This window comes from Agrobacterium sp. 22-209-1 (genome assembly GCF_053522485.1).
In genome coordinates this window covers 193,725-218,611 of the sequence record NZ_JBNWCH010000006.1, presented here as the reverse complement: position 1 = coordinate 218,611, position 24,887 = coordinate 193,725, and the positions used below count along the sequence as shown (strand labels likewise).

19 protein-coding genes are annotated in these 24,887 nt (G+C 60.0%); 7 read left to right on the top strand and 12 right to left on the bottom strand.

Features of this window, described 5'->3' with window-relative positions; genetic code table 11:
• Positions 1 to 40: 40 nt before the first annotated feature.
• From tssM to tssA, 12 genes are all read right to left on the bottom strand, one after another.
• A complete protein-coding gene (gene tssM, locus ACQZ48_RS15600) occupies positions 41 to 3,520 on the bottom strand; it encodes a type VI secretion system membrane subunit TssM (RefSeq protein WP_448728995.1) in 3,480 nt (1,159 codons plus the stop codon).
• On the bottom strand, positions 3,517 to 5,019 hold the full coding sequence (gene tssL, locus ACQZ48_RS15595; protein ID WP_077983130.1) for a type VI secretion system protein TssL, long form: 1,503 nt from the start codon (positions 5,017 to 5,019) through the stop codon (positions 3,517 to 3,519). Before tssL ends, tssM begins: the two co-directional genes overlap by 4 nt.
• Positions 5,016 to 6,356 carry a type VI secretion system baseplate subunit TssK gene (gene tssK, locus ACQZ48_RS15590; RefSeq protein WP_137411869.1) on the bottom strand — a complete coding sequence of 447 codons (1,341 nt, stop codon included), beginning with the start codon at positions 6,354 to 6,356 and terminating at the stop codon, positions 5,016 to 5,018. The genes tssL and tssK overlap by 4 nt, the downstream gene beginning before the upstream one ends.
• Entirely contained in the window at positions 6,346 to 7,551 is a 1,206-nt protein-coding gene (locus ACQZ48_RS15585) for a type VI secretion system-associated FHA domain protein (protein WP_448728994.1), read from the bottom strand. Before ACQZ48_RS15585 ends, tssK begins: the two co-directional genes overlap by 11 nt.
• A 4-nt stretch (positions 7,552 to 7,555) precedes the next feature.
• Positions 7,556 to 8,560 carry a type VI secretion system baseplate subunit TssG gene (gene tssG / locus ACQZ48_RS15580; protein WP_448728993.1) on the bottom strand — a complete coding sequence of 335 codons (1,005 nt, stop codon included), beginning with the start codon at positions 8,558 to 8,560 and terminating at the stop codon, positions 7,556 to 7,558.
• Positions 8,561 to 8,569: 9 nt separating this feature from the next.
• The gene (gene tssF, locus ACQZ48_RS15575) at positions 8,570 to 10,351 is read right to left on the bottom strand and encodes a type VI secretion system baseplate subunit TssF (protein ID WP_077983127.1); all 1,782 of its coding nucleotides are present in this window, start codon (positions 10,349 to 10,351) and stop codon (positions 8,570 to 8,572) included.
• Positions 10,344 to 10,853 (bottom strand): type VI secretion system baseplate subunit TssE, encoded by a 510-nt coding sequence (gene tssE, locus ACQZ48_RS15570; protein ID WP_077983194.1) that lies wholly within the window; start codon positions 10,851 to 10,853, stop codon positions 10,344 to 10,346. Before tssE ends, tssF begins: the two co-directional genes overlap by 8 nt.
• Positions 10,846 to 11,670, bottom strand: a complete 825-nt coding sequence (locus ACQZ48_RS15565; RefSeq protein WP_448728992.1) for a type VI secretion system accessory protein TagJ — start codon at positions 11,668 to 11,670, stop codon at positions 10,846 to 10,848. Before ACQZ48_RS15565 ends, tssE begins: the two co-directional genes overlap by 8 nt.
• Entirely contained in the window at positions 11,667 to 13,061 is a 1,395-nt protein-coding gene (gene tssC, locus ACQZ48_RS15560; protein WP_448728991.1) for a type VI secretion system contractile sheath large subunit, read from the bottom strand. Before tssC (ACQZ48_RS15560) ends, ACQZ48_RS15565 begins: the two co-directional genes overlap by 4 nt.
• A 55-nt stretch (positions 13,062 to 13,116) precedes the next feature.
• A complete protein-coding gene (gene tssC / locus ACQZ48_RS15555) occupies positions 13,117 to 14,598 on the bottom strand; it encodes a type VI secretion system contractile sheath large subunit (RefSeq protein ID WP_173991473.1) in 1,482 nt (493 codons plus the stop codon).
• A 95-nt stretch (positions 14,599 to 14,693) separates the two neighbouring features.
• Entirely contained in the window at positions 14,694 to 15,203 is a 510-nt protein-coding gene (tssB, locus tag ACQZ48_RS15550; RefSeq protein WP_077983123.1) for a type VI secretion system contractile sheath small subunit, read from the bottom strand.
• Between the two features lie 67 nt (positions 15,204 to 15,270).
• A complete protein-coding gene (gene tssA / locus ACQZ48_RS15545) occupies positions 15,271 to 16,326 on the bottom strand; it encodes a type VI secretion system protein TssA (protein WP_443387920.1) in 1,056 nt (351 codons plus the stop codon).
• Positions 16,327 to 16,546: 220 nt separating this feature from the next.
• On the opposite strand from tssA, the gene tssH reads away from it, so the two are divergent.
• From tssH to ACQZ48_RS15510, 7 genes are all read left to right on the top strand, one after another.
• Positions 16,547 to 19,201: a type VI secretion system ATPase TssH gene (tssH, locus tag ACQZ48_RS15540; protein WP_149148321.1), complete on the top strand. Its 2,655-nt coding sequence runs from the start codon at positions 16,547 to 16,549 to the stop codon at positions 19,199 to 19,201.
• 57 nt (positions 19,202 to 19,258) lie between these two features.
• Positions 19,259 to 19,735: an Hcp family type VI secretion system effector gene (locus ACQZ48_RS15535; RefSeq protein WP_003504561.1), complete on the top strand. Its 477-nt coding sequence runs from the start codon at positions 19,259 to 19,261 to the stop codon at positions 19,733 to 19,735.
• 119 nt (positions 19,736 to 19,854) lie between these two features.
• Entirely contained in the window at positions 19,855 to 20,355 is a 501-nt protein-coding gene (locus ACQZ48_RS15530; protein WP_077983120.1) for a hypothetical protein, read from the top strand.
• 158 nt (positions 20,356 to 20,513) lie between these two features.
• A complete protein-coding gene (gene tssI / locus ACQZ48_RS15525; RefSeq protein WP_448728990.1) occupies positions 20,514 to 22,880 on the top strand; it encodes a type VI secretion system tip protein TssI/VgrG in 2,367 nt (788 codons plus the stop codon).
• 8 nt (positions 22,881 to 22,888) lie between these two features.
• Positions 22,889 to 23,485, top strand: coding sequence for a DUF4123 domain-containing protein (locus ACQZ48_RS15520; RefSeq protein WP_448728989.1), 597 nt, complete (start codon positions 22,889 to 22,891; stop codon positions 23,483 to 23,485).
• The gene (locus ACQZ48_RS15515; RefSeq protein WP_448728988.1) at positions 23,482 to 23,961 is read left to right on the top strand and encodes a hypothetical protein; all 480 of its coding nucleotides are present in this window, start codon (positions 23,482 to 23,484) and stop codon (positions 23,959 to 23,961) included. Before ACQZ48_RS15520 ends, ACQZ48_RS15515 begins: the two co-directional genes overlap by 4 nt.
• Complete coding sequence (locus ACQZ48_RS15510) at positions 23,958 to 24,884, top strand: HNH endonuclease (RefSeq protein WP_448728987.1); 927 nt, start codon at positions 23,958 to 23,960, stop codon at positions 24,882 to 24,884. Before ACQZ48_RS15515 ends, ACQZ48_RS15510 begins: the two co-directional genes overlap by 4 nt.
• The last annotated feature ends 3 nt before the right edge of the window (positions 24,885 to 24,887 follow it).

The following is a 24,887-nucleotide window of genomic DNA, read 5'->3' as shown; positions in this document are numbered from 1 at the left end:
ATAGATCCCCTCCTTAAAAAAACGGTGCGCTGCCCCGCTGCTAAAATTGCGCGGGGCAGGCAAAGCCGGCGATGGCGTCCAGCCTGAACGGGTTGAGAACTGAGCCGAACTGAATATCGAATTCGGCAGCCTGCCCGCCATTTGCAAATCGCACCCGCAGCAGATCGCCCGACTGGTTTTCGATGTCGGCGCCGTCGAACAGCCGGAATGGCGACCAGTCGCCGTTTTCGGTTTTCGCCTGCTGCCAGCCGCCCGGCTGGAAAGCGATGCGCGACAGGCTCGCCGTGTTTTCGCGCGAGGGCCAGGTGATCGATTTCGCCTGAATGGGGCCGTGATAATAAACCACACGCTCGCCTTCGATTTCCAGCATCACCGCGCTGGAGGCATTGGTGAGCGAAACGGGTTTGACATTGATAGACACCGCCGGCGTCTCGCTGCCGTTCGGGAAAAAGGCGCGCGAAATCTTGTCGGCATTTTCGAACTGGGCAACGGCGCTGCTTGGAATGCCTGCGGCGCCGAAGGTGCCTTTCCAGCTCCAGGGGTTGGTCGTCTTGTCGACAAAGGCTTCCATTCGCTGTTTGAAGAAGGACTGGAAAACACCGGTCGGCCCAAAGAGACGGGTGAAATCCGCGATGGCGACATCGCGGGAAGATGACCTGTCGAAAGGATAACGCCCGGTCACGATGGAAGAGCAAAGGGATGCCGCATCGGCCGCCCAGAGTTCGGCAATGCGGCTGCGGGCGGATTTGACCGCAAGCGAGCCGACATCAGCCGCCACACCCGCCACCCACACATCGAGGGGCGCCGGCAATTCACGGGCCTGCTGCAACAGATCCTGATTGGCCTTGGTGAGTTGACTATCCACGTCGAACACCTTGGCGACTTCATCGGAGGTGGTTGCCGAACGGGCAAGCTGCTCGTTCAACATCTTGAAATGCGCGAGCAACTGTTCCGATGGCGAACCTCCGGCCTTGCCGCCATTGGCCTGCTCGCCCGTTGTGGCAGCGCCCTTCGCCGCCAGCATGTCCCGCAGTCTCGCATAGGGATCGGCTGCGTTCACCGTGGCGGCCAGAACGGCCGATGTTGCGTCGTCTTCAGCGGCGGAGGCGAGGGCGGCGGGGTCTGCTCCGGGGCGCAGATCGGTCGCCTCCGCGATCGATCTGGCAGCCTCCATCACGATATTGCGTTCATTGGCAAGCGCGCGGGTTGTTTCCACCGCGTCGCCAAGGGTCTGGGACGGCTTGACCCGAAGGTCGGCCAGCGTATCGGCCCATTTTTTCTCGAAACGGTCGAAATAGATTTGCAGCGCGGCCTGCGCCACCTGCTCGACGGTTGCGCCACGGAGTGCATCATCGGAACCGCGCACCCATCCTTCGGAAAGTGCGATGCGCGCCGCATGGGCGATCTGCGGAATGACGACGCTGCGATATCCCTCCGCCGTGAAAAGACCTTCGATGCCTTCCGCCATCGGCGCTTTGCTGCGCCGCTCGAAGGCGCGCTCTCCCAGCGGGCCGAAGGCCGTGGCGGGTGTCCATTCCATCAATTCCCGCGCCTGCGGAAGACCGGCGAGAATATCATAGGCGCGCGTGCCGACAGCCTGGTTGCGAATGGTTTCACGGGCAGTTGCGATGAGCCGTGCGTCGAGCTCAATCGGGGCGAGTACGCCGTCCGCCAGCGCTTTTGCATGCTGGTCGAGCGCTTCTCTCGCCGCCGCCCTTCCATCGCCGGGATAGAGGGAGGCAAACATCTGGTGCGTCTGCACGGTCAGGAAATCGGGGTCCAGCGCACCCATGCCGCCCAGCATTCCGTAGAGCTTCAGCGAATTGAAGGTGCGCGTGACATCCTTTTCATCCTTGAGCTGTTTCTGCAGCTGCACGATCATGCGCGGCAGGAGCAGGGCATTGAGCGCGCGCTGATAGGCGTCGCGCTGCCGTCCCACGATCTTGCCTTCCTGATCGAGCCCGAAACTGACGTTCCACACTCTCTCGCGGGCAAAGCCGGAATTGACATCGCGCAGATTGTCGAGCGCGGGAAGGATGCGGAGAAAATCGGCGTCTGAAACATCGCGCACGGGAATGCCCTGAACAAGCTGTTCATAAGCGCCAAGTTTGCGATCCGCTTCGGCAAGCGCCTGTGTATTGGCGAAATAGGTGAAAATCCAGCCGGTGAAGACGATGGCGACTGCTGCGGCCGAAACACCATAGGCGATGCGTCGCACCAGCAATTGCCGTCCGGAAAGGCGCTTGTCGCGCATCACCAGCGCGGCTTCGGGGAAGATGACATCCTTGAAAAGCCGCGACAGGAAGTAGCTTCGGCGGGTTCGGGGCGCTGCGGGAGACCTTTCCGTTTCCGGCTGCGTTCCCGAAGCGAGATAAACGCCACGCAAAAGCGGCGCTTCGATCAGCGGGGACCGTGCGCAAAGTTCGGTCAGAGCCTCATGGAGCCGGTCTTTCAGCCGCGCGAGTTCGGCGGGGAAGCGGAAGATGCGGCCGCGCGTCTCGGCATTCTGCTCCTGCTGCAGGCGCTCGATCAGCATCGCATCGACCCGCTGTTGCAGCAGTTCGAACTCTTCCGTCAGGCGTTGCGGCAGATCCTCGGCGGTATAGCTCTCATCCAGCTTGAAGGTCGTGCCCCATACCTGCTGGCGGTCGGTCTTGTTGAAACCGTCGAAGAATTCGACGAAACCATGCAGCAGATCGGCCTTGGTCAGCACGATATAGACCGGAACGCGGGCGTGCAGATATTCATCCAGTTCCGAAAGCCGCTGGCGGATGGAGCGCAGTTCCTGCCGCTGTTCTTCGGGATCGCGGGTGAGAAGATCGGGGATGGACAATGTCACCAGCGCGCCGTTGATCGGCTGCGAGCGGCGATAGCGTCTCAGAAGGCCGAGGAATCCTTCCCAGCCGGCTTTCGACGAGCCATCGAGGTCATCCTGTGTGGTGTAACGGCCGGCGGTATCGATCAATATCGCCTCGTCGGCGAACCACCAGTTGCAGTTACGCGTGCCGCCAATGCCCTTCACTGCGTTTTCGCCGAGCGCATCGCCAAGCGGAAATTGCAGGCCGGAATTGGTGAGCGCCGTCGTCTTGCCGGAGCCGGGTGCGCCAAAGATCACGTACCAGGGAAGGTCGTAAATATAACCGAAACGCTTTTTCGTGACCCGCCGCAGCAGCGCCAGCGCTTCCTTGAGACGCATCTGGATCTCGCCGACCTCGGCCTGGCGGTTGGCCAGGGCTTCGCGCTCGATACTGTCGACAAGGTCCTTGTCCTGCTTGCGCCCGCGATAAATGGTGATGGAGATATAAAGCAGCCAGATGGCGAGAACAATGCCGATGGCGATGAGCCGGGCCTGCGTCGTTCCCAAGGGCTTGAAATCACCCAGCGCGACCAGATAGCCGTAAAACCAGATGACGATGCAGAGCGCGACCACCCATAACAGCGACAGGAAACGGCGGCCGATGAGAGCGGCATAGCTCTCGACATAAGATCGGATCGTATAAAAATAGCTCAATGGATTCATGGCTGTGCCTCTTGCGACTGCTGTCCCGAACTGTTCTGGATGGTCGGCGAGAGAATGCCGGCGTCGCTCAGTTTTTCATCGGGATTGGTCAGGACCATGATTTCCGTTCTGCGGTTGATCTGGCGGCCTTCCTCCGTTTTGTTGTCGGCGATCGGGTCGCTGTCGGCACGGCCTTCCGTCAGGATCGCCTCCGGGCCGGTGAATTGTGAAAGAATGTCCCCGACGGCCTTGGCGCGGGCTTCGGAAAGGTGCCAGTTGGACGGAAATTCCACCGTCTTGATCGGCACCGTATCGGTATAGCCGATGACAACGGCGCGGAATTTCTCAGCCGCAAGCGCGCCGCCGATACGCTGGATGAGATCGCGGAACTGCGGGCTGACATCGGCGCTGCCGGTGGAAAACAGGCCCGAATTGTTGATGCGAATGCGCAGCCGCCCGTTTACATCCGCCAGCGTGACAAGCTTCTTTTCGACTTCCGGCTGAAGGAAGGCCATCAGCTTTTCAAGCCGGGAGGGTTGCCGTGGTTCCAACGGCTTCGGCGGTTCCACGACCTTGGGCGTTTCGACGAGCGCCGGCGGCTGGGGCGGGCTTGCGATCAGCACGCTCGGCGTCTCGTTCGGTGGGAGATGGGCGAGCCTCTCGAATGTGACATCTGATGCGTTGTTGAGCGACAGCGTGAAGAAGAGATAACCAAGCGCAAAGGCAAGCGCCATCAGGGACAGCAGGGTCCACAGCGCGGCCATCGTGCGCAATGGCGTATGACGGGCTTCCACGCCTTTCCAGTGCGGCGAAAGCTCCCGTTCGAAGGTGCCGTATTGGCCAATCAGCGTCTTGTAGAGGCTGTCGCGGATGCGCGAAAGCTCCAGCGCGCCCTTTGGCGAAACGCGGGTGCGCCCTTCGAAAGCCAGCGACAGGCAGAGATAGATCAGCAGCAGCAGATCCTTACTGGCGCCGGGCGACTGGTGGAAATGGTCGAGAATGTCGAAAACCCGGTCGCCGCCGGTGACATCGTTGTGGAAGGTGGAGACAAGGCCGGAGCGCGCCCAGCCTGCCCGCACGCCCCAGGGTTTGCTCAGAACGACATCATCCACCGTGGCGCAGACGACATAGTGCGCCGCTCTTGCCCGCTCGGGGCTGATGCGGGCGGAAGCGAGATCGCGCTCGTAGCGGGTGATCGCCTCAATGCAGGCGCGGCGAAGCTGATCGGGATCCGGCTCCGCATCGCTGAAGCGCAGCAGATGCGCGAGGTTGAGGAGGGGAGCGGCCGATTGCACGAGCGTCGGCACATCGCCGCCGCCGAAATGGAAACCGGAGAGCAGCTGATCGACCGGCATGGCGGCCGCGTGTGCCTTCGGTTGCCCGGCCGGCGCGTCGGTTTCGACAATGTCTTCGAGGATCGCCGCCATGTTGCGGGCGTTCTGGTTGCGTCGGCGGCTTTCCTCGGTGATTTCGACCACCGTTGGCAAATCCTGCCAGGAGGAGGGGTTTTCCTTGCTCATTCGCGTAACGCCCACATTTCCATCTCAAGTCCGGGGAACTCGCCTGCCAGATGCAGGGCAATCGCGCCGGAGGTCTCAAGCTGCTTCCAGAGGGGCGATTGCGTGTCGATCTCGAAATAGACGGTGCCGGACCGATAGGGCAATTGCCGCGGCAGGACCGGCAGGGAGCGCACTGGAATGCCGGGCAGAGCCACATTGACCAGTTCAGAAATCCGCTCCACCGGCCCGACCTTGATCTGTGCCGGCAGACGGCGGCGAATGTCTTCGGCGGCCATATCCGCGCGCACCGCAAGCACGAAGCCGGCATCGCGCAGCAGCGTGCGATCGTGGATGGTGCCGACGCGGACGCCGTGGCGGCGCTCCACCAGTTCGATCGCCACGGCTGCCTGTTCCAGGACCGCTGACAGCGATGTGCGCAGATCGTCGAAAACCGCCCCGAAGGTGGCTTTCAAGTCCTCGTGCCGATAGGGCGGGAAATCCGTCGCCCGCTTTTTGTCCGTGGTGAAGGTTGCAAGCTCGCCGGCAAGCTGGATGCAGTCTTCGTAAAAACGGATGGGGTGAAAGCGCGTGGCGTTGGCGCAGCGATGCGCCAGCAGCGGATCGGCCCGATTGAGGATTTGCAGCAGGAAATAATCGCCCACTTCCGCCGTTCCCCTTATCGTCGGATCGCCGATGCGTTCGGCAATTGCCTGGGCACGGTGGCGCACGATCCCCAGAAGCTCCGTCAGCAATTCGTTGAGGCGGGGTGCCGCCGCGCAGCTCAGGCTCGGAGGAATGAAATCCGGGTCCAGAATGACCGCGCGATCAGAACGGACCTCGATGACCCTTGCAAGACCGATGAGATCGTAACCGGAGAGATCGTCGCCGGTTTTGAGGAATTTCAGGCTAAGACGGCCAACATCGATGGGCGCCACGAAATCCGTCTCGATATTGGTGTCGGAGACCTCATAGCTGGAGGCGGTGAAGCGCACATTGTTCGCATCGTTGCGGCCGCTGGCGGACATATCCGCCTTGCCCGGCTGCCGGGCCGGCAGGGCGAGATAGATAACGGCGTTCTTGACGCTTTCGTCGAGATCGAGCGGCGGCGGCAGGTCGGCATCTTCAGGCGCTTCGAAGGGCGTTCCATCGGGAAGAACGCCGCGCAGGTTCGACAGGGCGAATTGACCTATCGACAACGCGCTGCGGTCAACGCCGATTTCGGCGATGCCCCACGGATAAGGCGAGAGGTTGCGTGTGGCGTTGCGCACCAAGCGTTCGGTCCAGCGGTCGGATTGCTGAAAATGCTGAACGCGAAGAAACATGCCCTCGCTCCAGGCAACACGGTTCTCATGTCTCATCGTGGTTGTTTACCCCCTTTGCATGGGCCTTTATCGCGTCAGGTTCCTGCGTGGGCGCGGCCTCACCGCGCGCTGCCCGCTGCAGGAACTGCCTGACCGGCAATGGACGGCCGTTTTCCTCAAATTGCTTTTTGTAAGTGGACCAGTAGTCGGTCTTCATGATCAGCCCCTGCCAGTCGCGGCGCTCGATTTTGGCACGAAGATCGTTGCCGGCATCGACAGAGGCTTCGAGAAGCCTCGGCTCGAGTTTTTGCGTGCAGCCATGGATCAGCGTTTCAAGCGAGGCGGCGAGCCGCCGCTGCTGGCGGATGAGCGTTTCCATCCGTTCGCTCAGGGAGGCTGACGAACCGTGGCCGGCGCTCTCGCCTTCAATGTCGAGAATGGCCAGACAATCGGCGCTTTCCTGCTCCAGCACGGTCAGAAGATCGCCGATCTCCTGCGCAGTCGAAGCGCCCGCAGCCGATGCATCCTCTGGTGTCAGGTCTTCACCCGTTTCCGGGAAAACGCTGTCGAAATCCTCGTTACCTGAGGCCGAAACCGGACGAGAGATCATCACCGGCGTGTTCAGGGCGTCGGTATGTTCGTGCTCGCTGCTTGCAACCGGCTCCTCGTCCCAGTTATCCGGCAGAACGGTGCCTGTTCTACGCGCCGCGGGCGGCTCGCTCCAGCCGATCTCGACATTTCGCGAAATGGATTTCGCCTTCCGCTTCGTGCCCTCGCGCCATGTTTCGGACCAGTCGTCGGCGGAGGCGGTGTTGCCCAACACGCCGCCGGCCGAGCGGCCATTCGGGGCGATGTCGGCAAGTATCGCCGAAATGGTCAGCGGCTCGTCACTCATGCGCAGGGAAGCATCGGGATCGGAAAAATCCAGCTCGGCATCGCCGCTGATGGCAACGTGAAAAACCTGCCCGCCAATGTTGATTTGCGAACCGTCGCGGAGACGCGCGCTTTCGCCTTCCAGAAGCAGGCGGCCATCGACCAGCGTGCCGTTCGCGCTCTGGTCCAGTATCGTGAAACCTTCGCCATCGCGGCTGAGCGTGCAGTGCAGCTTGGAAACGCGCCGCTCATTGTCGTCGATCTGCCAGTCGCAATCGCGAGACCGGCCGATGACGCGGCGGCCGCGCTCGAAGCTCCACTGACTGGCTCTTGCGGCTCCGATATTTCGTGTGTCCTTGAGTGCAAGCTTCATGTTCATGCCCTCACGCGGAAATCGCCGAGCCTTCCCGCTCGGTCACCACAGCATCGGCGCTGTCTTTTTCTGCGGGCGCCACACGAGCCCAGCTGTTCCAGCCGAGGCGGGCGGGGGCATCGGACTGGCCGAGGCGGCAAAAGGGAATGTCCTCCTTTTTCAGGATCACCTGCACATCGAAATGCAAGGCGCTTCCGACGAACAGGCGTGTCAGCGAAAATATCTCCGTAAGCCGCTTCGATCCGGGCGTCAGGGCCAGATAATCCGCATAGGCGACGGGACCGATCACGATCCGGAAGCCGCCGCTCATATCTTCGACAGCGCTTCCTGCCGTCGTGTTTTGTCCGAGCCTCAGCCCGGATGCCTGCCCGAGCTGGCTTTGTTCGTGAAGCGGCAAAGCCACCCATCGCCGACGAAACTGCTCGACATTCACCGGAAGTCCCGTGAATTCGCAAAGCATGGAGGTCAGGGCCGAAACATTGCGGTTACGGCCGGCCAGAAGGCCGCTGAAACGCAGGAGCGCATCTTCGCTCACGCCTGCCTTTTCCACCAGACCGGCTGTGCGGAACCCGGTGAGTGCAAGCAGGGTTTTGCGAAAACCGTTCTCCCGCTGCTCGGCCGACCAGCGCAATCCCCTTGCGAGGCGGTATTTTTCCGTCGCGGATACAAACAGTTCGCTGAACCTTGCCGAGAACAGATTGAAGAAGCTTGCCAGCGCGCCGGAGCGATTGCGCTCTTCCCGCTGCAGCAATTCGCCATAGACCGGCGGCAGCGAACCGAGCGGCCCGACAATGGGCGCGAAGGCGGATTTCAGTTCGGCCTGGCCGCGTTTGCGGTTGAAACCGCTGATCGCCAGCGGGGTCGGCTGTGTTCCGCCATGAGCGCCGACGACAATCCCATCATCCGCCGAAACCAGCTGGGCGACGCGAAACGCGGTGGCGGGCTCAAAACGGCCGGGATCGTCGCTGAGAAGCGCGGCCTGCCGGTCTTTCATGGTTGGCGTCTGCTGTTCCATCCCGGTCTCCTAGAGCAGCGGCCGGTCGGCCGCGCGGGCCGGCCAGCGGGCAATCGGTTTGGAGTGGCCGCGCATCGTCGCGGTCAGCCGCGTGAAACTGTTGATCGAGGTGTAGAGCCCGAAGAAATGATTGAGGACATTGGCGAACACAAATGCGGCAGGCCGCGCGATCAGCGCGGGGTCGAACTCCACGGTGATATCCGTTCCCGGCACCATGGCCGAGCCGATCCGGGCATGGGAATTCTGCGCCTCGACATTGCTGATCGCCTCCACGAGCTGCCGGGTCTCCGGGCTGTCCCTGAAGGAATAGAGCGACAGAATGTCCTTCAGTGCCGCGCCGCCGCTGTCGGTGAGGGAGAGATGGTTGAGGAGGAGATGCGAGATCAGCCGCCATTCACGCGCCGAGCGCTCGTTGACGCGGATCGCCGCGGTCGGCGGCATTAGCGCATGGATGGATTTTATAGCCTCGTTACCGGTAGAAAGCTGCAGGAAGGGGTGGCCTCCGCCAAAGGGAAGCTGGCTTGGCAGCTCGCGATTGATGCACAGCGTATCGATGCTCGCCACCATGTCGAGCGGTCCAAGCGGTCCGCGCTTCTGATCGACGAAGGCGATGTCCGTATCGGAAGAACCATCGTCGTCGAAACGGCGCTGTATCTGCCAGAAAACGTTTGCACCGTTGTTGCGCTGGGTGCGGCCGAAAAACGGGGAGGTCTTTTCCGTCTGTCCGGAACGGCTTGTCAGTTGAACGTTTTCGACGGCATAGATTTCGCGGGTCCGCTGCCGCCGTGCATCTGGCAGCAGCCGGTATTCCGTGCGCGTGCCATCGAGGCTGAGCGGTTCGCAGCTTTGTTTGAACAGGTTGATGACCGGCGAGGCGTTCAGCACGAAATCCCGGACCGATACCATGCGTTCAAGCTGTGTGTCCGCTGCATCCAGATAAATGTAAAGTTCGCAGTCGCCGCCGCTCCATTTGTCCAGCCCGTCGATGTCGAGAAAGAGAAATTTCTGTGGCAGCGCGAAGAACTCGGTGAGAAGCCGGTATCCGTCAAAACTGTTGGCCGGATAGGGCAACATGGCCTGATCGCGGGTATAGCCCGATGGCGTGAGATTGCCGGCGGGCAGGAAAATGGCTTCCTTGTCCTCGGCGTGCCGCGCAAGCGCCATGCCCACGCAATGATTGGTCAAAAGCTCGTAAAGCGCCGTGGCCTGCTGCCATGCGGCGGACAGAAAAACCTGAAGCTTCGTCAGGCCCATTTCCGGGAAAGTGCCGCCGCGCGGCGCCGTGCTGCGCAGCGAAAGCCGCAGGCAGCTGGCGGCGCCGGTAAACGAGGCCGAAAAAGGCGCGTCGATCGGCTGGCCGGACAGCGTTGCGGCTGCGATTTGCAGCGGCGCGATTTCCACTGCCTGCGTGGTGCGAAAACGGCAGCTTTCACCACCTACCGGCTCGGCAAGGATTTCGCTGTGTCGGGGAAGTGTCTGCACGGTTGCGAGCGCCGTGCTTGAGGTGAATTGAACCACGCTCATGGACGGGATCGGCGCAAGATAATGCGGGTAGAGCGTTTCCAAGAGGCTGTCCGACAGTTCCGGAAACTCGTCGTCCAGCTTCTGGCGCACACGGGCGGCGGAATAGGCGAAGCTCTGGATCAGCCGTTCGACATGGGGATCGTCGGCGACATCGCCCGTCATGCGCAGCCTGCCGGCAATCTTCGGAAACGCCGCCGCGAAACGCGATGCGCGTTTTCGCAGCGCGAAGAGTTCGTCATTGTATTTTTCGAGAAAGCCGTCAGCCATTCGTCGCCTCCACCAGAAAAAGCTGCGTTGACGGATCGATCCGGGATTCGAAGCTGATCGGCGGCATGCCTTCCTGAAGGCGGAAACTTGCCTGTATGCGCATGCGAAGCGCCCGGTCGCCATCCGTGCGGTTTTTCAGGATCGTCACATGCACATCGGCAAGACGGGTTTCGAACAGGGAAATCCGTCGCTCGATGCTGCGTGCGAGCCGCGCCTTGGAGGCATCCGTCACCAGATTGGCCGAAAGAATGCCGTCCACGCCATAGCTCACCAGCGCATCGGTAAGCTCTTTCAGCGCTGCCGGCGGGCCGGCGGGGTTGCGGCGGGTATTGAGCAATGCCTCGAGATCGCGGCGGATCACCTCGCGCATCTCGCGTGCCTGATCCTTCAGGCTGACGAGCATATCCGTTTCCGCATCCGGCGCGTCATCGAGAAGCCGGTCCAGAACGGAGCGTGACAGCGTTCTCTGCCGCGCGCGATATTGCTCGAGTGGATCAACCACGGGCGATCTGCCTTTCATCGTCGGAGGCGGCGGAAAGGGAACCGATCTCGTGGAACGGCACCACATCGTCGCCAATGAGCAGGCAGCGCTGGCCTTGCCCGGTTGCCAGAGGCCGGTCATCTTCGCTCCATCGGGTTTCCCGGCCGAGGAGGAGGCCGACATCGTCCTTCGCACCGTAATAGATCGCCGGGAGCAGCACGGATGCGACCGCGCCGTCGCGCAATGTCAGCTCAGCCCCGCGGAAAGCGAGGTCGCGCGGGCGGCTCATCGGGTCGATGATGAGGCTTTCTATCCGATCGTAATCGATCCACAGGTAGCGACCGCCATTGGTCAGCACTTCCAGCGCATGCGGAATCCGGTCGTCCAGATCGCGAATATCGCCGGCGGTCTTGCCGTTGCGGCTGATTGGTACGTTGCCGCGTTTTTCATCGAGTTCAGCCAGTGCGGTTCTGGCGGCATCCGCATCGCCGCTGCGTGCAGCGATATTCGCCCGGATGGCCAGTTGGTCGAGTTCGGACGGACCGCCGGGAAAATCCGGCACGGCGCCGGTTTCGAACCACGCATTGCGCGCGGCCATGGCGCGCAGCTGGTGGCGAAAGAGGGAAAAACCGACGCTGTCCTGCGGCGAAAATGTTGCGGCGAGATTGCACTGTGCATCGGCCTTTTCATAGTCGCCGGCAAGGACCAGCAGGTCGATGTAGAAATGACGGCCATCCTTGTCGGTCGGCTTTGATTTCACATGGTCCCGCGCGAGCCCAATTGCGTCTTGCAGCCGGTTGTCGTCCAGGAGGTGGGAAATATCGTCGCGCAGTGTCATGCGGATATCCTTTGCGGCTCGGCTGAAGACCGGGATGCGGCGGCGGGCGGCATCACGGTTTCGGCAATGAGGTGGAAGCTCGTGGAGACGTCATCGAGCTGGAAATGCGGCTGAAGGCGCACGGTGCAGGAGAATGTTCCCGGCTTGCCGGGAACCTCGAAAACTTTGATCCCGGCGGAGCGCAGCGGGTAGCGCGTGCGCAGCGCCGCTTCCGCATCGTCATTGCCAAGCGTGTAGGAGGAAAGCCAGCCTTCCAGCTTGCGCTCTATCGTCGAGGCATCGCTCAGCTGGCCGATATCGTCGCGCATGATGACCTTGAGGTAATGCGAGAACCGGGAGGCGCACAGCACATATTGCAGCATGGCCGCGAGGCGGGCGTTCTGTCTTGCGGCTTCGCTGGAATAATGCCCGGGGGCATGCAGGGACTGGTTGGCGTTGAAGATCGCCATGCCGGAGAGATAGGTGGTGGAGACGGGCACGATGCCGAGATCGGAAAATTGCTGCTCCTGCCCGGTCGTCAGCTGCACTTCGACGGGCGGCTGCGCGGATAGGCCGTTGCTTTCGATGCCGAGATCGAGCGGTGGCAATTGCCGGGAAGAGAGCATGCCGCCATCCACGGCATCCTGCGTCACACCGCGCAGATCCGCAAACCAGCCGGAATCGACGAAATTGCGCACGACCACCGTTGCAAAGGCGAAAGCGGCGTTGCCCCAAAGCAGGGTCTCGCCGCTTTCCGCCACATGCTCGCGGAATGGAAATCCGTCATCGCGCCCCCGCGCGTAGGGCCTGTATGGCGAGCGCATCAAAACGCGCGGCGCAACAAGGCCGACAAAGCGGGAATCGTCGCGTGCGCGAAGCGCATGCCAGCGAAGCCGCGATTTGTCCTGCTTCAGCGAGGAAAAGTCGTGAACTCGGCTGAGTTCGGAAAAATTCTGCAGGCCGACGGCGGAAGGTGCTGCCGCTGCGACGAAGGGGCAGAAGGCGGCCGCAGCCACCATGCCGATCTGTGACAGCGTGGTGATGGAATCGGCGCCCTGAAGATCATCGGGGGAAAAGGCGTAGTCGCCGATCAACAGGCCGACCGGCTCGCCGCCCGGCATGCCGAATTCGCGATTATAGACGACTTCGAAAAGATGGCTCTGGTCGAAGTCGGTGGCCCGTTCCGTGTTGCGGGCAAGATCGCGCCAGCTGGCGTTCAGCAGCTTCACCTTAACGTCGGCGCCGCGGCCAGCCTCACGAACGACCATGGCAAGCCCGCGCCATCTCGCTTCCATCGCCTGAAAATCAGGGTGATGGAGAATGGCGTTAACCTGACCGGTCAGCGCATCGTCGATGAGGGCGATGAGCTGATCGGCAAAAATGCGGGCGTCCGGAAAGGACTGATGCGCCATGAGCGGGCTCCGGGTGACGAACGGGGCCGGGGTGGCGGACCACCCCGGTCCAGGTTCAGTTCTTGGACGGAATACGCGCGACCATGCGCAGCGAGGTCGTCAGTTCTTCCATCTGCAACCAGGGCCGCATCCATGCGACCGCATTGTAGGCGCCGGGTTTGCCCGGCACTTCCTGCACGGTCACCTTGGCGTCGCGCAGCGGATATTTCGCCCGGCTTTCTTCACCCGCTTCGTCATTGGCGTTGACGTAGTTGGCGATCCAGCGGTTGAGCCAGACTTCGCAATCGGACGCTTCCATGAAGGAGCCGATCTTGTCGCGGCCCATCACTTTGAGATAATGCGCGAAGCGCGACGTGGCCATGATGTAGGGCAGGCGGGCCGAAACGGCGGCGTTGGCCGTGGCTTCCGGCTTGTCGTAAAGCTTGGGCTTGTGCGCGGTCTGGGCACCGAAGAACACTGCATAGTCTGTGTTCTTGTAGTGGCAGAGCGGCAGGAAGCCGAGCTTGCCCAGTTCAGCATCGCGACGGTCGGTAATGCCCACTTCCGTCGGGCATTTCAGATCAAGATCGCCGTCATCGCTGGAGAAGACGTGCATGGGCAGATTTTCCACCCGGCCACCATTTTCCGCACCGCGGATCGCCGTGCACCATCCGCTCTTTGCAAAAGCGTCGGTCAGCTTGGTGCCCATGACGTAGGCGGCGTTCATCCAGCAATATTCGTCATGCTGAAGGTCGCCATTCACCGCACCCTTGGTCTCGTCATAGGCGAAATCGTCGATCGGGTTGGTCTTCGGGCCATAGGGCATGCGCGCCAGCACACGCGGAAGAGCGAGCGTCACGAAGCGGGAATCGTCGCTTTCGCGGAAGCTGCGCCACTTGGCGTATTCCACCGTATCGAAAATCTTCTCCAGATCGCGCGGGCGTGCAAGATCGCGATAATCCTCGAAGCCGAACATGTGCGGGCTGGCCGCCGCGATGAACGGCGCAAAAGCGGCCGCCGCAATCGACGAGACACCCTGCAGCAACTGCACGTCGTCGAAGGAATTGTCGAATTCGTAATCGCCGATGATCGCGCCGAGCGGCTCGCCGCCAGGGGTGCCGAATTCGTCTTCATAGATCGCCTTGAAGAGGCGGGACTGGTCGAATTCAACGGCCTTTTCCAAATCGCGCGCCAGTTCCCGCTTGCCGGCGTTCATGACGCGGATCTTCAGGTTGACGCTCGTCTCGGAATTCTTGACGAGATAGTTGAGCCCGCGCCAGGTGCCTTCGAGCTTCGCGAATTCCGGCGCCTGCATGATCGCGGCGAGCTGTTCGGAAATGGTCCGGTCCAGCTCGGCAATCGCATGGTTGAGGGTGACGGTGAGGTTGCGGTCATATTTGACCGTTCCCTTCAGCGCCTGGTCTGTCAGCGTGCGCAGGAGGTTCTGCGCGCGGTCCGGTTCGGTCTGGCGGGTTGCGGCAACCACCTTGGACAGCAGTCCCTGATCTTCGGCGGTCGTTGCCTGGGCTTCGCTTTTCAGCAGGCTTTCAGCGCTCATGTTTCAGTCCTTCCACATGCGGCTTTTAAATGCCGCTTGAACAGTTGAAGCCCCGGAGCGGGGCCGTTCGGGGAGGTTTTCCTCCGCACAGGCGATTATTCGCTCGCGCCGTTCTTTTCCTTGAGTTCGGAAACCAGCGTTGCGAGGTCGGTCTTGTTCTGCAGAATATCTTCCAGCAGCCGTTCCAGATCTTCCGAGCGGTCGGCCTTGGACAACAGGTCGCGCAGTTCGTTGCGGGCGTCCAGAAGCGCCTTGAGGGCGGGAACTTGCTGCACGACGGCGCCGGGTTCGAAATCGTCCATGCTTTCGAACTTCAGGTTGACCTGCATGTCCGTGCCGTCTTTTTGCAGCGTGTTGGCAACGGCAATGTTGAGGCCAGGCGTCATGCGGCGCATCACCTCGTCGAAATTGTCGCGGTCGATCTGAACAAATTTGCGCTCGCCGAACGGCTTCAGCGGCTGGGTCGGATTGCCCGAGAAATCGCCGAGAACGCCGACAACGAAGGGTAGTTCTTTGACCACCATCGCGCCTTCGGTTTCGACTTCGTATTTGATGTGGACGCGGGGCTTGCGAACCCGTTCCAGCTTTTCGTGTACACTTGCCATTTCAACCTCCTTGATGCCCCTTGGCATGGCTGACTGTTACGGGACGGCGTCTCCGTCCCTTGCATCGTTATTTTCCGTTGTTGTCTCCGCCGGGCTTGATCCCGGCGGCCGTCAGAACGGCATTGCGGGCCTGTGCCTCGGGCAGAAGCTCCGCCAGCAGTTCGGAAAAATCCATGCGCCCCCTGCGAACCAGCGTTTCGATGGAAAGAGAAATCGGCGAATGCGGTTCGGTCCGGCGAAAGTAACGCGCAACCGAAAGAAGAGTTTCAAACGCTTCATCGCGTGAAGATATGCCTTCCGGAGAAGTTGCGGATGTCCGCATGGCGGGCTGGCCGCTTTCATCCGTACTGGTAGCCGCAGCCGTAGCCCGTTCGAGCGGTGCCGTTTCCTCGTCGCGCCCACCCAGCGTGCGAAGCGCCGCAGCCGCTTCGATAAGCGTGTTGCGTATATTGGAGCTCGGCGGGGCGGCCTGGCCGCAACGTTCGGAAAGGACGGCCGTGATGGCATCAAAAGAGGAGAGGCAGGCATTTACCTCGGCCAGATGGGAAGACATGGCGGCAACGCCTGCTTCTGATGCGAGCCGATACAGTTCTTCGCGCCGTTTGCTCTCGTTCGGTCGCTGCGCCAGCTGGAAATCCCAGAGGCTGTGCTCTCCAAATTTCCTACCGGGGATCAGCGGCGCAAGCCGAAGCGGCTGCACAAGCGTCCCCTCGGCGCCGATGCCGTTCAATCCCGCAAAAGGTGCAAATTTTTCCTCATCATTATCATCGCTGATGGAGCGCAATGAGTCCCAATGGTTGTAGAAAAGATCGCCACAAAGCTCATAGATTTCTCGCAGTCCAGGAAAGCCGCGCAGCCGCAGGCTTGCTTCGGCAAGCCACGCCAATATTTCTATGTCCTTGCTTTCGGAATATATAATCTGCAATCCAAGATTGCTGACACTGTCCCAGCTACTGGAGATCTTTAAGTTATCCTGTGGGGACGTGGCACGCTCTTCTGTGCGTGCCTGATTTCTTTCATCCTTAATTCTGTAGTATATTTCACGCGTTCTTGAATCGATCCGGATATTTTCTCCGCAATCGCCAAAAAATTCTGTATCTCTTTTAACATGCGGCGCGTTCAAGAGCAGTTTATCCCCAGAAAATAGTAATTGATTTTTTGTAGTTACTTCCCTTACGTAAGGCTATTCCTAAGACAGACTTATTCAAAATGTGTCTAAATTGTGGCGCCTACCACCTAATCTAACTCGATAAAAAATAAACTTCGGGGTGGACAACCCGGTTTCATCATCATAGTTATTCCACGTCACGTTGTGGAATGAACCCGGGCAGGAGGCTCATTGCATGTCGCATATCGATCTCAATCGCCTCGTTGAAGCGCTTGAGCCTGACCTGCGTGTCTCGCTTGAAGCTGCGGCTTCTGTTGCGGTGCGTATGGGGCACAGGTACGTGGATATCCCGCATTGGCTTCTAGCGGTTGTAGATGCCGGCATCTATGCGAAAACATTCGAAGAATTAAAAATTCCACTTCCGGTATTACAGACGGAAATCGACCGCAGCCTGGAAGAGGCTGTTATCGGCGATGGAGAGGCATTGTCGCTCTCCCAGAACATTCTGACGGTGGGCCGTGAGGCATGGGTTCTCGCGTCGCTGGAGGCCGGGCGCGACCGCGTGACGCTTTGCGATCTGCTTCTGGCGATGGACGAGGAAACCTCGCTCCGCTCTTTTGTCCGCTCGGCATTTCCGTCGCTGAAGGCGATGGATCGCGCGGCTCTCGAACGCCTTCGCAGTTCGGTTGAAGACAGCAGCGGAAGAGAGGTTCCTTCCGCGACGGCGGGCGCCGCGCCGGCCGCCGGCCAGAACGATTTTCTGCGTCTTTACACCCAGGACATGACCGCCGACGCCCGGAACGGCAAGGTCGATCCGGTGATCGGGCGCGATGATGAATTGCGCCAACTCGTTGATATTCTTACGCGTCGTCGTCAGAACAATCCCATTCTGGTGGGTGAAGCCGGGGTTGGCAAAACGGCGGTCGCCGAAGCGCTGGCGCTCGAAATCGCGTCCGGAAATGTGCCGGAAAAATTGCGCAACGTTCGCCTGCTGAACCTCGATATTTCGCTGCTGCAGGCCGGTGCCGGCGTGAAGGGTGAGTTCGAGCGCCGTCTTCATGGCGTGATCGATGCGGTAAAACGCTCGGCCGAGCCGGTCATCCTGTTCATCGACGAGGCGCACGGGCTTGTCGGCGCCGGTGGTGCGGCCGGACAGGGCGATGCAGCCAATATTCTCAAGCCTGCTCTCGCGCGCGGCGAAGTCCGCACCGTCGCGGCTACGACCTGGAGCGAATACAAGAAATATTTCGAAAAGGATGCGGCGCTGACGCGTCGTTTCCAGCCCGTGCATGTGCGCGAGCCGGATGAAACGACCGCGATCCGCATGTTGCGCGGTGTCGCCGATAGCTTCATCAGCCATCATAACGTTATCGTTCGTGACGAGGCGATTGTGGCGGCAGTGCAATTGTCGGCGCGTTACATGCCGGCGCGGCAATTGCCGGACAAGGCCGTCAGCCTTCTCGATACGGCAGCGGCGGCCGTTTCGTTGGCGCGGCAGACCCTGCCGGAACGGCTGCGCGCCATGGAAAGCGAGCGGCGTCTTCTGACCGATGAGTTCAACTGGCTCCTGCGTGAACCGCAGGATGACGAGATGCAGGGCCGTATCCAGTCGATACGCGACGAAGTCGAGAAGCTTGAGAGCGGGATCGACGATCTGCGTGGCCGTTACGATGCGGAAATGGCTGAACTCAGCGAAGAGCAGCCCGTTGAAACCGGCGCGTCGAATGTGTCGCGCCTGCGGCCTGCGGCTGAGACCAAACCGGCAAATGCCGAAAGACTAGTGCCGACGATGGTCGATCGTGAAGCGATTGCATCCGTCGTATCGCGCTGGACCGGAATTCCGCTCGGTAAGCTTCTGGCCGACCAGATCGAAAGCGCGCGCACATTGGATGCGCGCATGCGCCAGCGAGTCGTGGGGCAGGATGCTGCAATCGGCCGCATCGCCGATGCCATGCGCACCGCCCGTGCCGGATTGTCCGATCCACGCCGCCCGCCTGCGGTGTTCTTCCTCGTCGGCATGTCCGGAACGGGCAAGACCGAGACGGCGCTGTCGCTCGCCGATCTGCTCTATGGCGGCAACAGCCATCTGACGACGATCAACATGTCGGAGTTCAAGGAGGAGCACAAGGTTTCGCTGCTTCTCGGTTCGCCGCCCGGTTATGTCGGTTTCGGCGAAGGCGGCGTGTTGACGGAAGCGGTTCGCCGCCGGCCGTTCGGCGTTCTCCTTCTCGATGAGATCGATAAGGCTCATCCCGGCGTCCAGGATATTTTCTATCAGGTGTTCGACAAGGGCGTGCTGCGCGACGGCGAAGGTCGCGACGTCGATTTCAAGAACACCACGATCTTCATGACGGCCAATACCGGTTCGGAACTGCTGGCCGCGCTTTCCGCCGATCCGGATACGATGCCGGAAGGCGAGGCGCTGGAAGCGCTGCTGATGCCGGAGCTGACCAGACAGTTCAAGCCCGCATTCCTCGGGCGCACGATCATCCTGCCTTTCATGCCGCTCGGTGCGGAAGAACTCGCAAGGATTGTGGATATGCAGATCGGCAAGATCAGGGAACGCGTGCTCGCAATATACGGCGCCGACCTGACCCTTTCCGATGCCGCGCGCGACGCGTTGGTGGCGCGTGCCGGTGCAAGTGAAATCGGCGCACGCGCCATCGAAATCATGATCGGCAGGGATCTCCTGCCGCCTCTTTCCAGCTTTTTCCTCGAGAAGGTCATCGCGGGAGAGCGTGTCGGGACGATCATTGTCGATTTTGGTGAAAACGGGTTCGGCATTCGTGCCGAAGAGGCTGGGGAAGCAGATGAATTCGCCGTAACCGAAGAGGTTGGGGTGGATAAAGTTGCCGCGTCGGATGGGGCTACCCGACGCATGCGGCATTAAACGAAGGGTAACTCGGCCTCGGAGCAAGAGGTCATTTCAGCTACAGGAGCTTACAGCATGCCAATTTATCTGCAGATTGACGGTATCCAGGGCGACGCCACGCATGAGGAGCACCGCAAGTGGATGGATATTGAAGCCATTCACTGGAACGTGGCCCGCAACATGAACACCTCTGCTGGTTCTGCTGCAAACCGCGAAGCATCCGAGCCGACGATCTCGGAAGTCATTCTGACCAAGGTTAGCGATTCTTCTTCCACCAAGCTTTTTCAGGAAGCCTGCGCCGGCCGCACTGGCAAGCTCGCAACCATCCATCTGGTGACCACGGGCAATCCCGGCAACACCTATATCGAGTATCTGCTGACGAACACGCTTATCGCCAGCTACTCGGTGGATTCCAGCGGTGACCGTCCGGTGGAAACGATCAAGCTCAACTTCACCAAGATGGAAGTGAAGTACACGCCGTTCGACGACAACAACTCGCCGCAGTCTCCGATGATCGCCTCTTACGATCTGGCGACGACGAAGGCCGCCTGATGACAAAGGTCCGGTGCCTTAGCGGGCACCGGACCATATATCCGGGCTTGCGGACCAACAGCTCGTAACGCTGACGGTGCCGCATTTTTCGTTATGTCGTCCAGAGGGAGGCGTGTTGAATGCCTAATTTTTCCGTTTCTACAGACAGTTTCACCGTCCGTCCCGTTCGGCAGGACGAAGTCCTGGCACCTCAGAAGATGGGTCGAGGACCCGATCTTTCGTATATGAGCCTTCCCGACGGCCCGAGGCAATTCAATCAGCGCGCAGCTGTCGGTGGAGCGGCGGCAGCCGTGTTCAGCCAGGCTGCCGCCGCTCTCAACGAGGGCGCAATTTCCGTCTGGTTGCGGAAGTGGCTGCGAGCAAATGAAACCAAGATTGGCCAGGCTTTGCTGCAGCACCGGCACAGTGCGTTCGCCTTGCAGGTGAATTATGCCGTCGCTAATTCGTTCGGCAATCAGATGTTCTTATCGAGAGACATATATCTTCTCGGAACCGCACCCACGGCGAAAGAGATCGGGACCGTTCTTACCCCGGATGTGATGTTTGGCCCAAAGATGGATGTGACGACCAACTATGCAACGAAACTCCAATACGCTTATCTGGTTGGGGAGCGACGCTGACGGAAGTTCGAGCATGGAGACCCTTGGCTCTCTTTCTGGCACGAACGAATTCAGGTGATGAGTGACGGCGCCGAGCGCCCTCGCTTCACGATCAGCAATAGTTGAAGGCGATAGCCCATGCATGCCGCTTCTCATTCTGTACATTGCGGAGATAGACAATGAGCGACCAGCCCTCGCCGTCTGATTTCATTCAGGCGAGCCGCGTTCTGAAGGTCAAGTCGCCTTTGGGCGAGGACCAGCTTCTTCCGGAGCGTCTGACGGTCGAGGAAGGCGTGTCGCAGCTCTTCGACATTCGCCTGACAGTGCGGGCCAAGAAAGAAGCGGTCAAGCCTGAGGAACTGATCGGACGGCTGGTCGATGTTTCAGTCGAGGTGCAACAGGGCTCTGGCGAAGAGGGCAGCGGCGTGCGCCGCCCCTTCAACGGCCTGGTTACCGAGTTGCATGAGGGTCCGCCTATCACTCGGGGCTTTCGCTCCTATGCCATGACCATCCGCCCGCAGATGTGGCTTCTGTCGCGTCGTTCCGATTGCCGTATCTGGATGGACAAGACGGCGGTCGAGATCGTTGAGACACTGTTTTCCGAACATGGCATTCCCGCCCCCGATACGTCAGGCATCATCTCGCCGCCGCCTGTACAGCACTACAGTGTTCAATGGAATGAGACCGATCTCGATTATCTCACACGCCGTTTCGAAGAGGACGGCCTGTTTTACTGGTTCAGCCATGAGGATGGTTCCCACAAGCTGCATGTGGCCGATAGCGCCAGCGGCTGGCTCGGGCCATCACCGGCCGCGCAGGGGGAGGGGACGGTGCGGCTGGCGCAGGGGTCGTCGGATCGCAACCACATCAACGATTGGGCGCGGCGTTTTTCCTATGTCTCGGGCCAGCGTGCGGGTGCGGACTGGAATTTCGAGACGCCGGGCATGGTGCCGGGCACGATGACGCCATCGCTGGTGCAAATGCCGGATGCGACGAAGCGCGAGCTCTACGAATATCCGGCCCGCATCAGGACGGTGGAAGAGGCCGAGCGCGCGCAAAAACTGCGTACCCAGGCCATTGAGGCCGATCATGACCGGGTGTTCGGTTCATCGACCTCGCGCATTCTGGAAGCCGGTCGCCGTTTTACGCCTTACGAGGTTGCCCATCCAGAGCATGCTTACGAAGAACATGTGATCATCAGGGCAAGCCACAGCATCGTCGATCTCTCCTATGAGACAAACAGCAACGAGCCGGAATATCGCAATCACTTCGAGGCAATTCCGGCCCGCGTTCCCTTGACGCCGCACCGGTCAACAAAACGCCCGCGCATCGAAGGCACGCAGGTGGCGATTGTCGCCGGACCTGAAGGCGAGGAAATCCATCCTGACCAATATGGCCGCATCAAGCTGTGGTTCCCGTGGGACCGCAAGGCGAAGAAGGATGGCACGGATACGTGCTGGGTGCGTGTCAGCCAGGCATGGGGCGGCGGCACATGGGGTGCGCAGGTCATTCCGCGCATCGGCATGGAGGTGATGGTCGCCTTTGTCGATGGCGACCCGGACAAACCGCTCGTTATCGGCGTGGTCAACAATCCGGCCAATTCCGTGCCTTACGACCTGCCCGCCAACAAGACACGTATGGTGCTGCGCTCCAACAGCCACAAGGGCGACGGTTTCAACGAAATCACCTTCGAGGATGAGGCCGGCAAGGAGAACCAGTTCTTCCACGCACAGAAGGACCAGACGACGCGGGTATTGAATGACCGGACCAAGCGCATCGACCGGCACGAGGTCGCATCGGTCGGTGGCAACCGTGCGGTTGAAGTTTCCGGCAACCAGAAACACGAGATCGGCGGCTCGGTAAACACCGTCGTCGGCGGCACGGGGCCGATGGCGATGATGGCCATGGCCGGCGTGCAGGCGCTCTCCGGGCAGACGGCGGGGCTGCTTTCGCAGGCCGCCCAGATCGCCGGCGGCGGTGGCCCGGGTGTCGCGGCCTTTGCCACTACACTCGCCTCATCCGCACTCGGCTTCCTTGGTGCTGGCGGTCTTTCATCGCGGGAGGGCGTTGTCTCCGGCCCAAGCCCGCGGGCGGATGCGGGTACGGCGCTCGCCGGTTCCGGCTCGGGCGTCGGTTCCGATGCTTCGGGATTGTTTCCGCTGCCGGGCATCATGAACACGATCGTCAGCACGTTCAAATCCGATAGCGTCGGTGTGGCGCGGGCTGAACAGATCGGGGTCAGCAAGGTTACGAATGTAGGCCAGACGTCGCTGGAGAGCGTCGGAAAGACAAAGAAGACAACCGTTGGAGAGCGTTACGAAATAAGCGTTGGCAAAGCCATTTTTACGCAAACTGAAAATCACACGGTGGTCGTCAGCGACAAGATAGTGCTTGCGGCGCCCGGCGGTGTCATCGAGATCAACAAAAACGGGGTGTTTATCAAGGCGTCCAAGTTCGAGGTCAAAGCAAATGCTGTGAACTTCAAGCGGGGCAGCGCCGGCAAAAGCACGAACAAACCTTTTGCTGAAGACTGCTCGAAGAAGTAGGGGTTGGCGTGGAACTCAATAGCGAGAAGAGGCAGGAAGTTCTTTCCAAACTTCGGGAGGAGCAGGGGAGTGGGGAAACTACTCGCCTTTATGCCGTTGTCGATGCGTCCCGGGCGCCCATGATTATTCCACCAGCACTTCAAGCCATGACGGACAAAGTTGCATGTCTTTACAGAGGCAACGCGCTTGAGGAGTTCGGAGACGATACGGCTTGGGTTGCAGAGATGACATCTGACGAAAGCGTGTTGCAATGGCTCATCGACAATGGCTTTGGCAAACGCTGGTCAATTTTTCTGCGAACGTCGCATGCATTGGAAGATATCGTCCGACATTTGAGGAAATTTACGATGGTCAAAGATAGTGAGGGGACTATTCACTTCTTTCGTTATTACGACCCACGAACGTTGCGCCAATATCTGCCAGTTCTAACATCAGAGCAGGCTACTATTTTTTTCAACGGAATTGAGTGTTTTTATTGTGAAAACGACCTGAAGGCGGGAGAATTCCTCAGGTTCCGCTTTGGAAACGGCATTGTACATCGTGAGATCGTTTTGCCTTCCGAAGGCACAGGTCAGGCAACGGCAGTTGAGAGGGCATTATCATGATCATTGAATTCGATCCGCGTCAGATGAATGCGATGCTGCACGATGACGACGATTTTACGAATTATTTCACCAAAGAAGTGATGCCAAAGCATCTACCCAGTTTCGCTGATATGGCGGGGTCGCCCCAGGCTACCGAAATGACACGCTGGGGCAGACGCTATGCGGAGCATTTCGGCTTTTCCGACCCGATTTATCAGATTCACTTCGTTGTTCTGATGTGGCGGATCGGGCCGGATTTCTTTATGTTCGAACCTTATAAATCCATCCTTGCCGATCAAAACCAGACTGAGGAACAGCGCATCGAGCGTTGTAACCTTGAACCGACCATGAGCCAGGAAGGGAACGCGATTGCGCGGAGCGACAATGCCTTCTGGTTCCCGCAATATATGAAGAACAACATTCTCGGCGTCCCTTATGACGACATCGAGGAGGAGTTCGAGCGTGAACGTGCTGCCAGGGCGAGAGACGTTCAATGAGCCAGCACCTCGATGACCTCGTCAATGTCCCGGATACACGCGAGCTTGAGCTGGCCCGTCGTGATCTGGACATGCTGAACCAGCGCTATACAGAAATCGCGAAAGAAGCGGGTTGGCTGGCTGCTTCGTCCATCCCCGTGGTGGGCGGTGTCGTGGATGTCGCGAGCGCCATTGGAAACGCCTGGACCGGCAACTGGGCAGATGCCGGTCTGGATCTGGTCGGTCTCGTTCCCGTCTGGGGTGATGGGGCCAAGGCCGCTGCCAAAGGCACCAAGATTGCGCGGTATGCCGAAAAACTGATGAGCCAGGTTGCTGCCGCCCAGCGCAAGGTCAAGGCGCTGGAAGACCATGTACGAAAGTCGGCAGCGGCATCGAAATATTGGGCTTCCAAGCGCGGCGAAGCCTACCGGAAGCTTCAGGAAGATTTGAGAAAATGCAATACGAAGGCATGCCGCCAGAAAAAGATCGACGAGTATAAGGATGGTGGCAAATACAAGAACATTCCCCGGGAGAAGGGGACGTGGGCCGGAGAACAGGGAAACAGCAAGTGGTCTCCTGAACCGGGGACACCGGCCGATAAGGCGCTGAAAGAATATGGACAGGATGGCGTTCAATACCGAAATGGTAAGCCCGATTTCTCGCCCTTCAGCCAAAAAGGCCCGGACGGCAAGCCCATCGAAGCACGGATCCCTGATATGCAGGGTAACCACGCCGCGCGAGATGGCGATTTCGGGCAAGCGAGAACAGCGATGAAAGAAAGGTATGGCAGCTGGAACGCCTCCAAAATGGAGGATGGTTACACCTGGCACCACAATGAAGATACATCAACGATGCAGCTTGTTGATGAACGAATCCATGCCGTAAAGTCGGGCGGGGGTGCACATACCGGTGGTGCTTCAGCAGTAAAAGACCCTGCCTATTGAGGA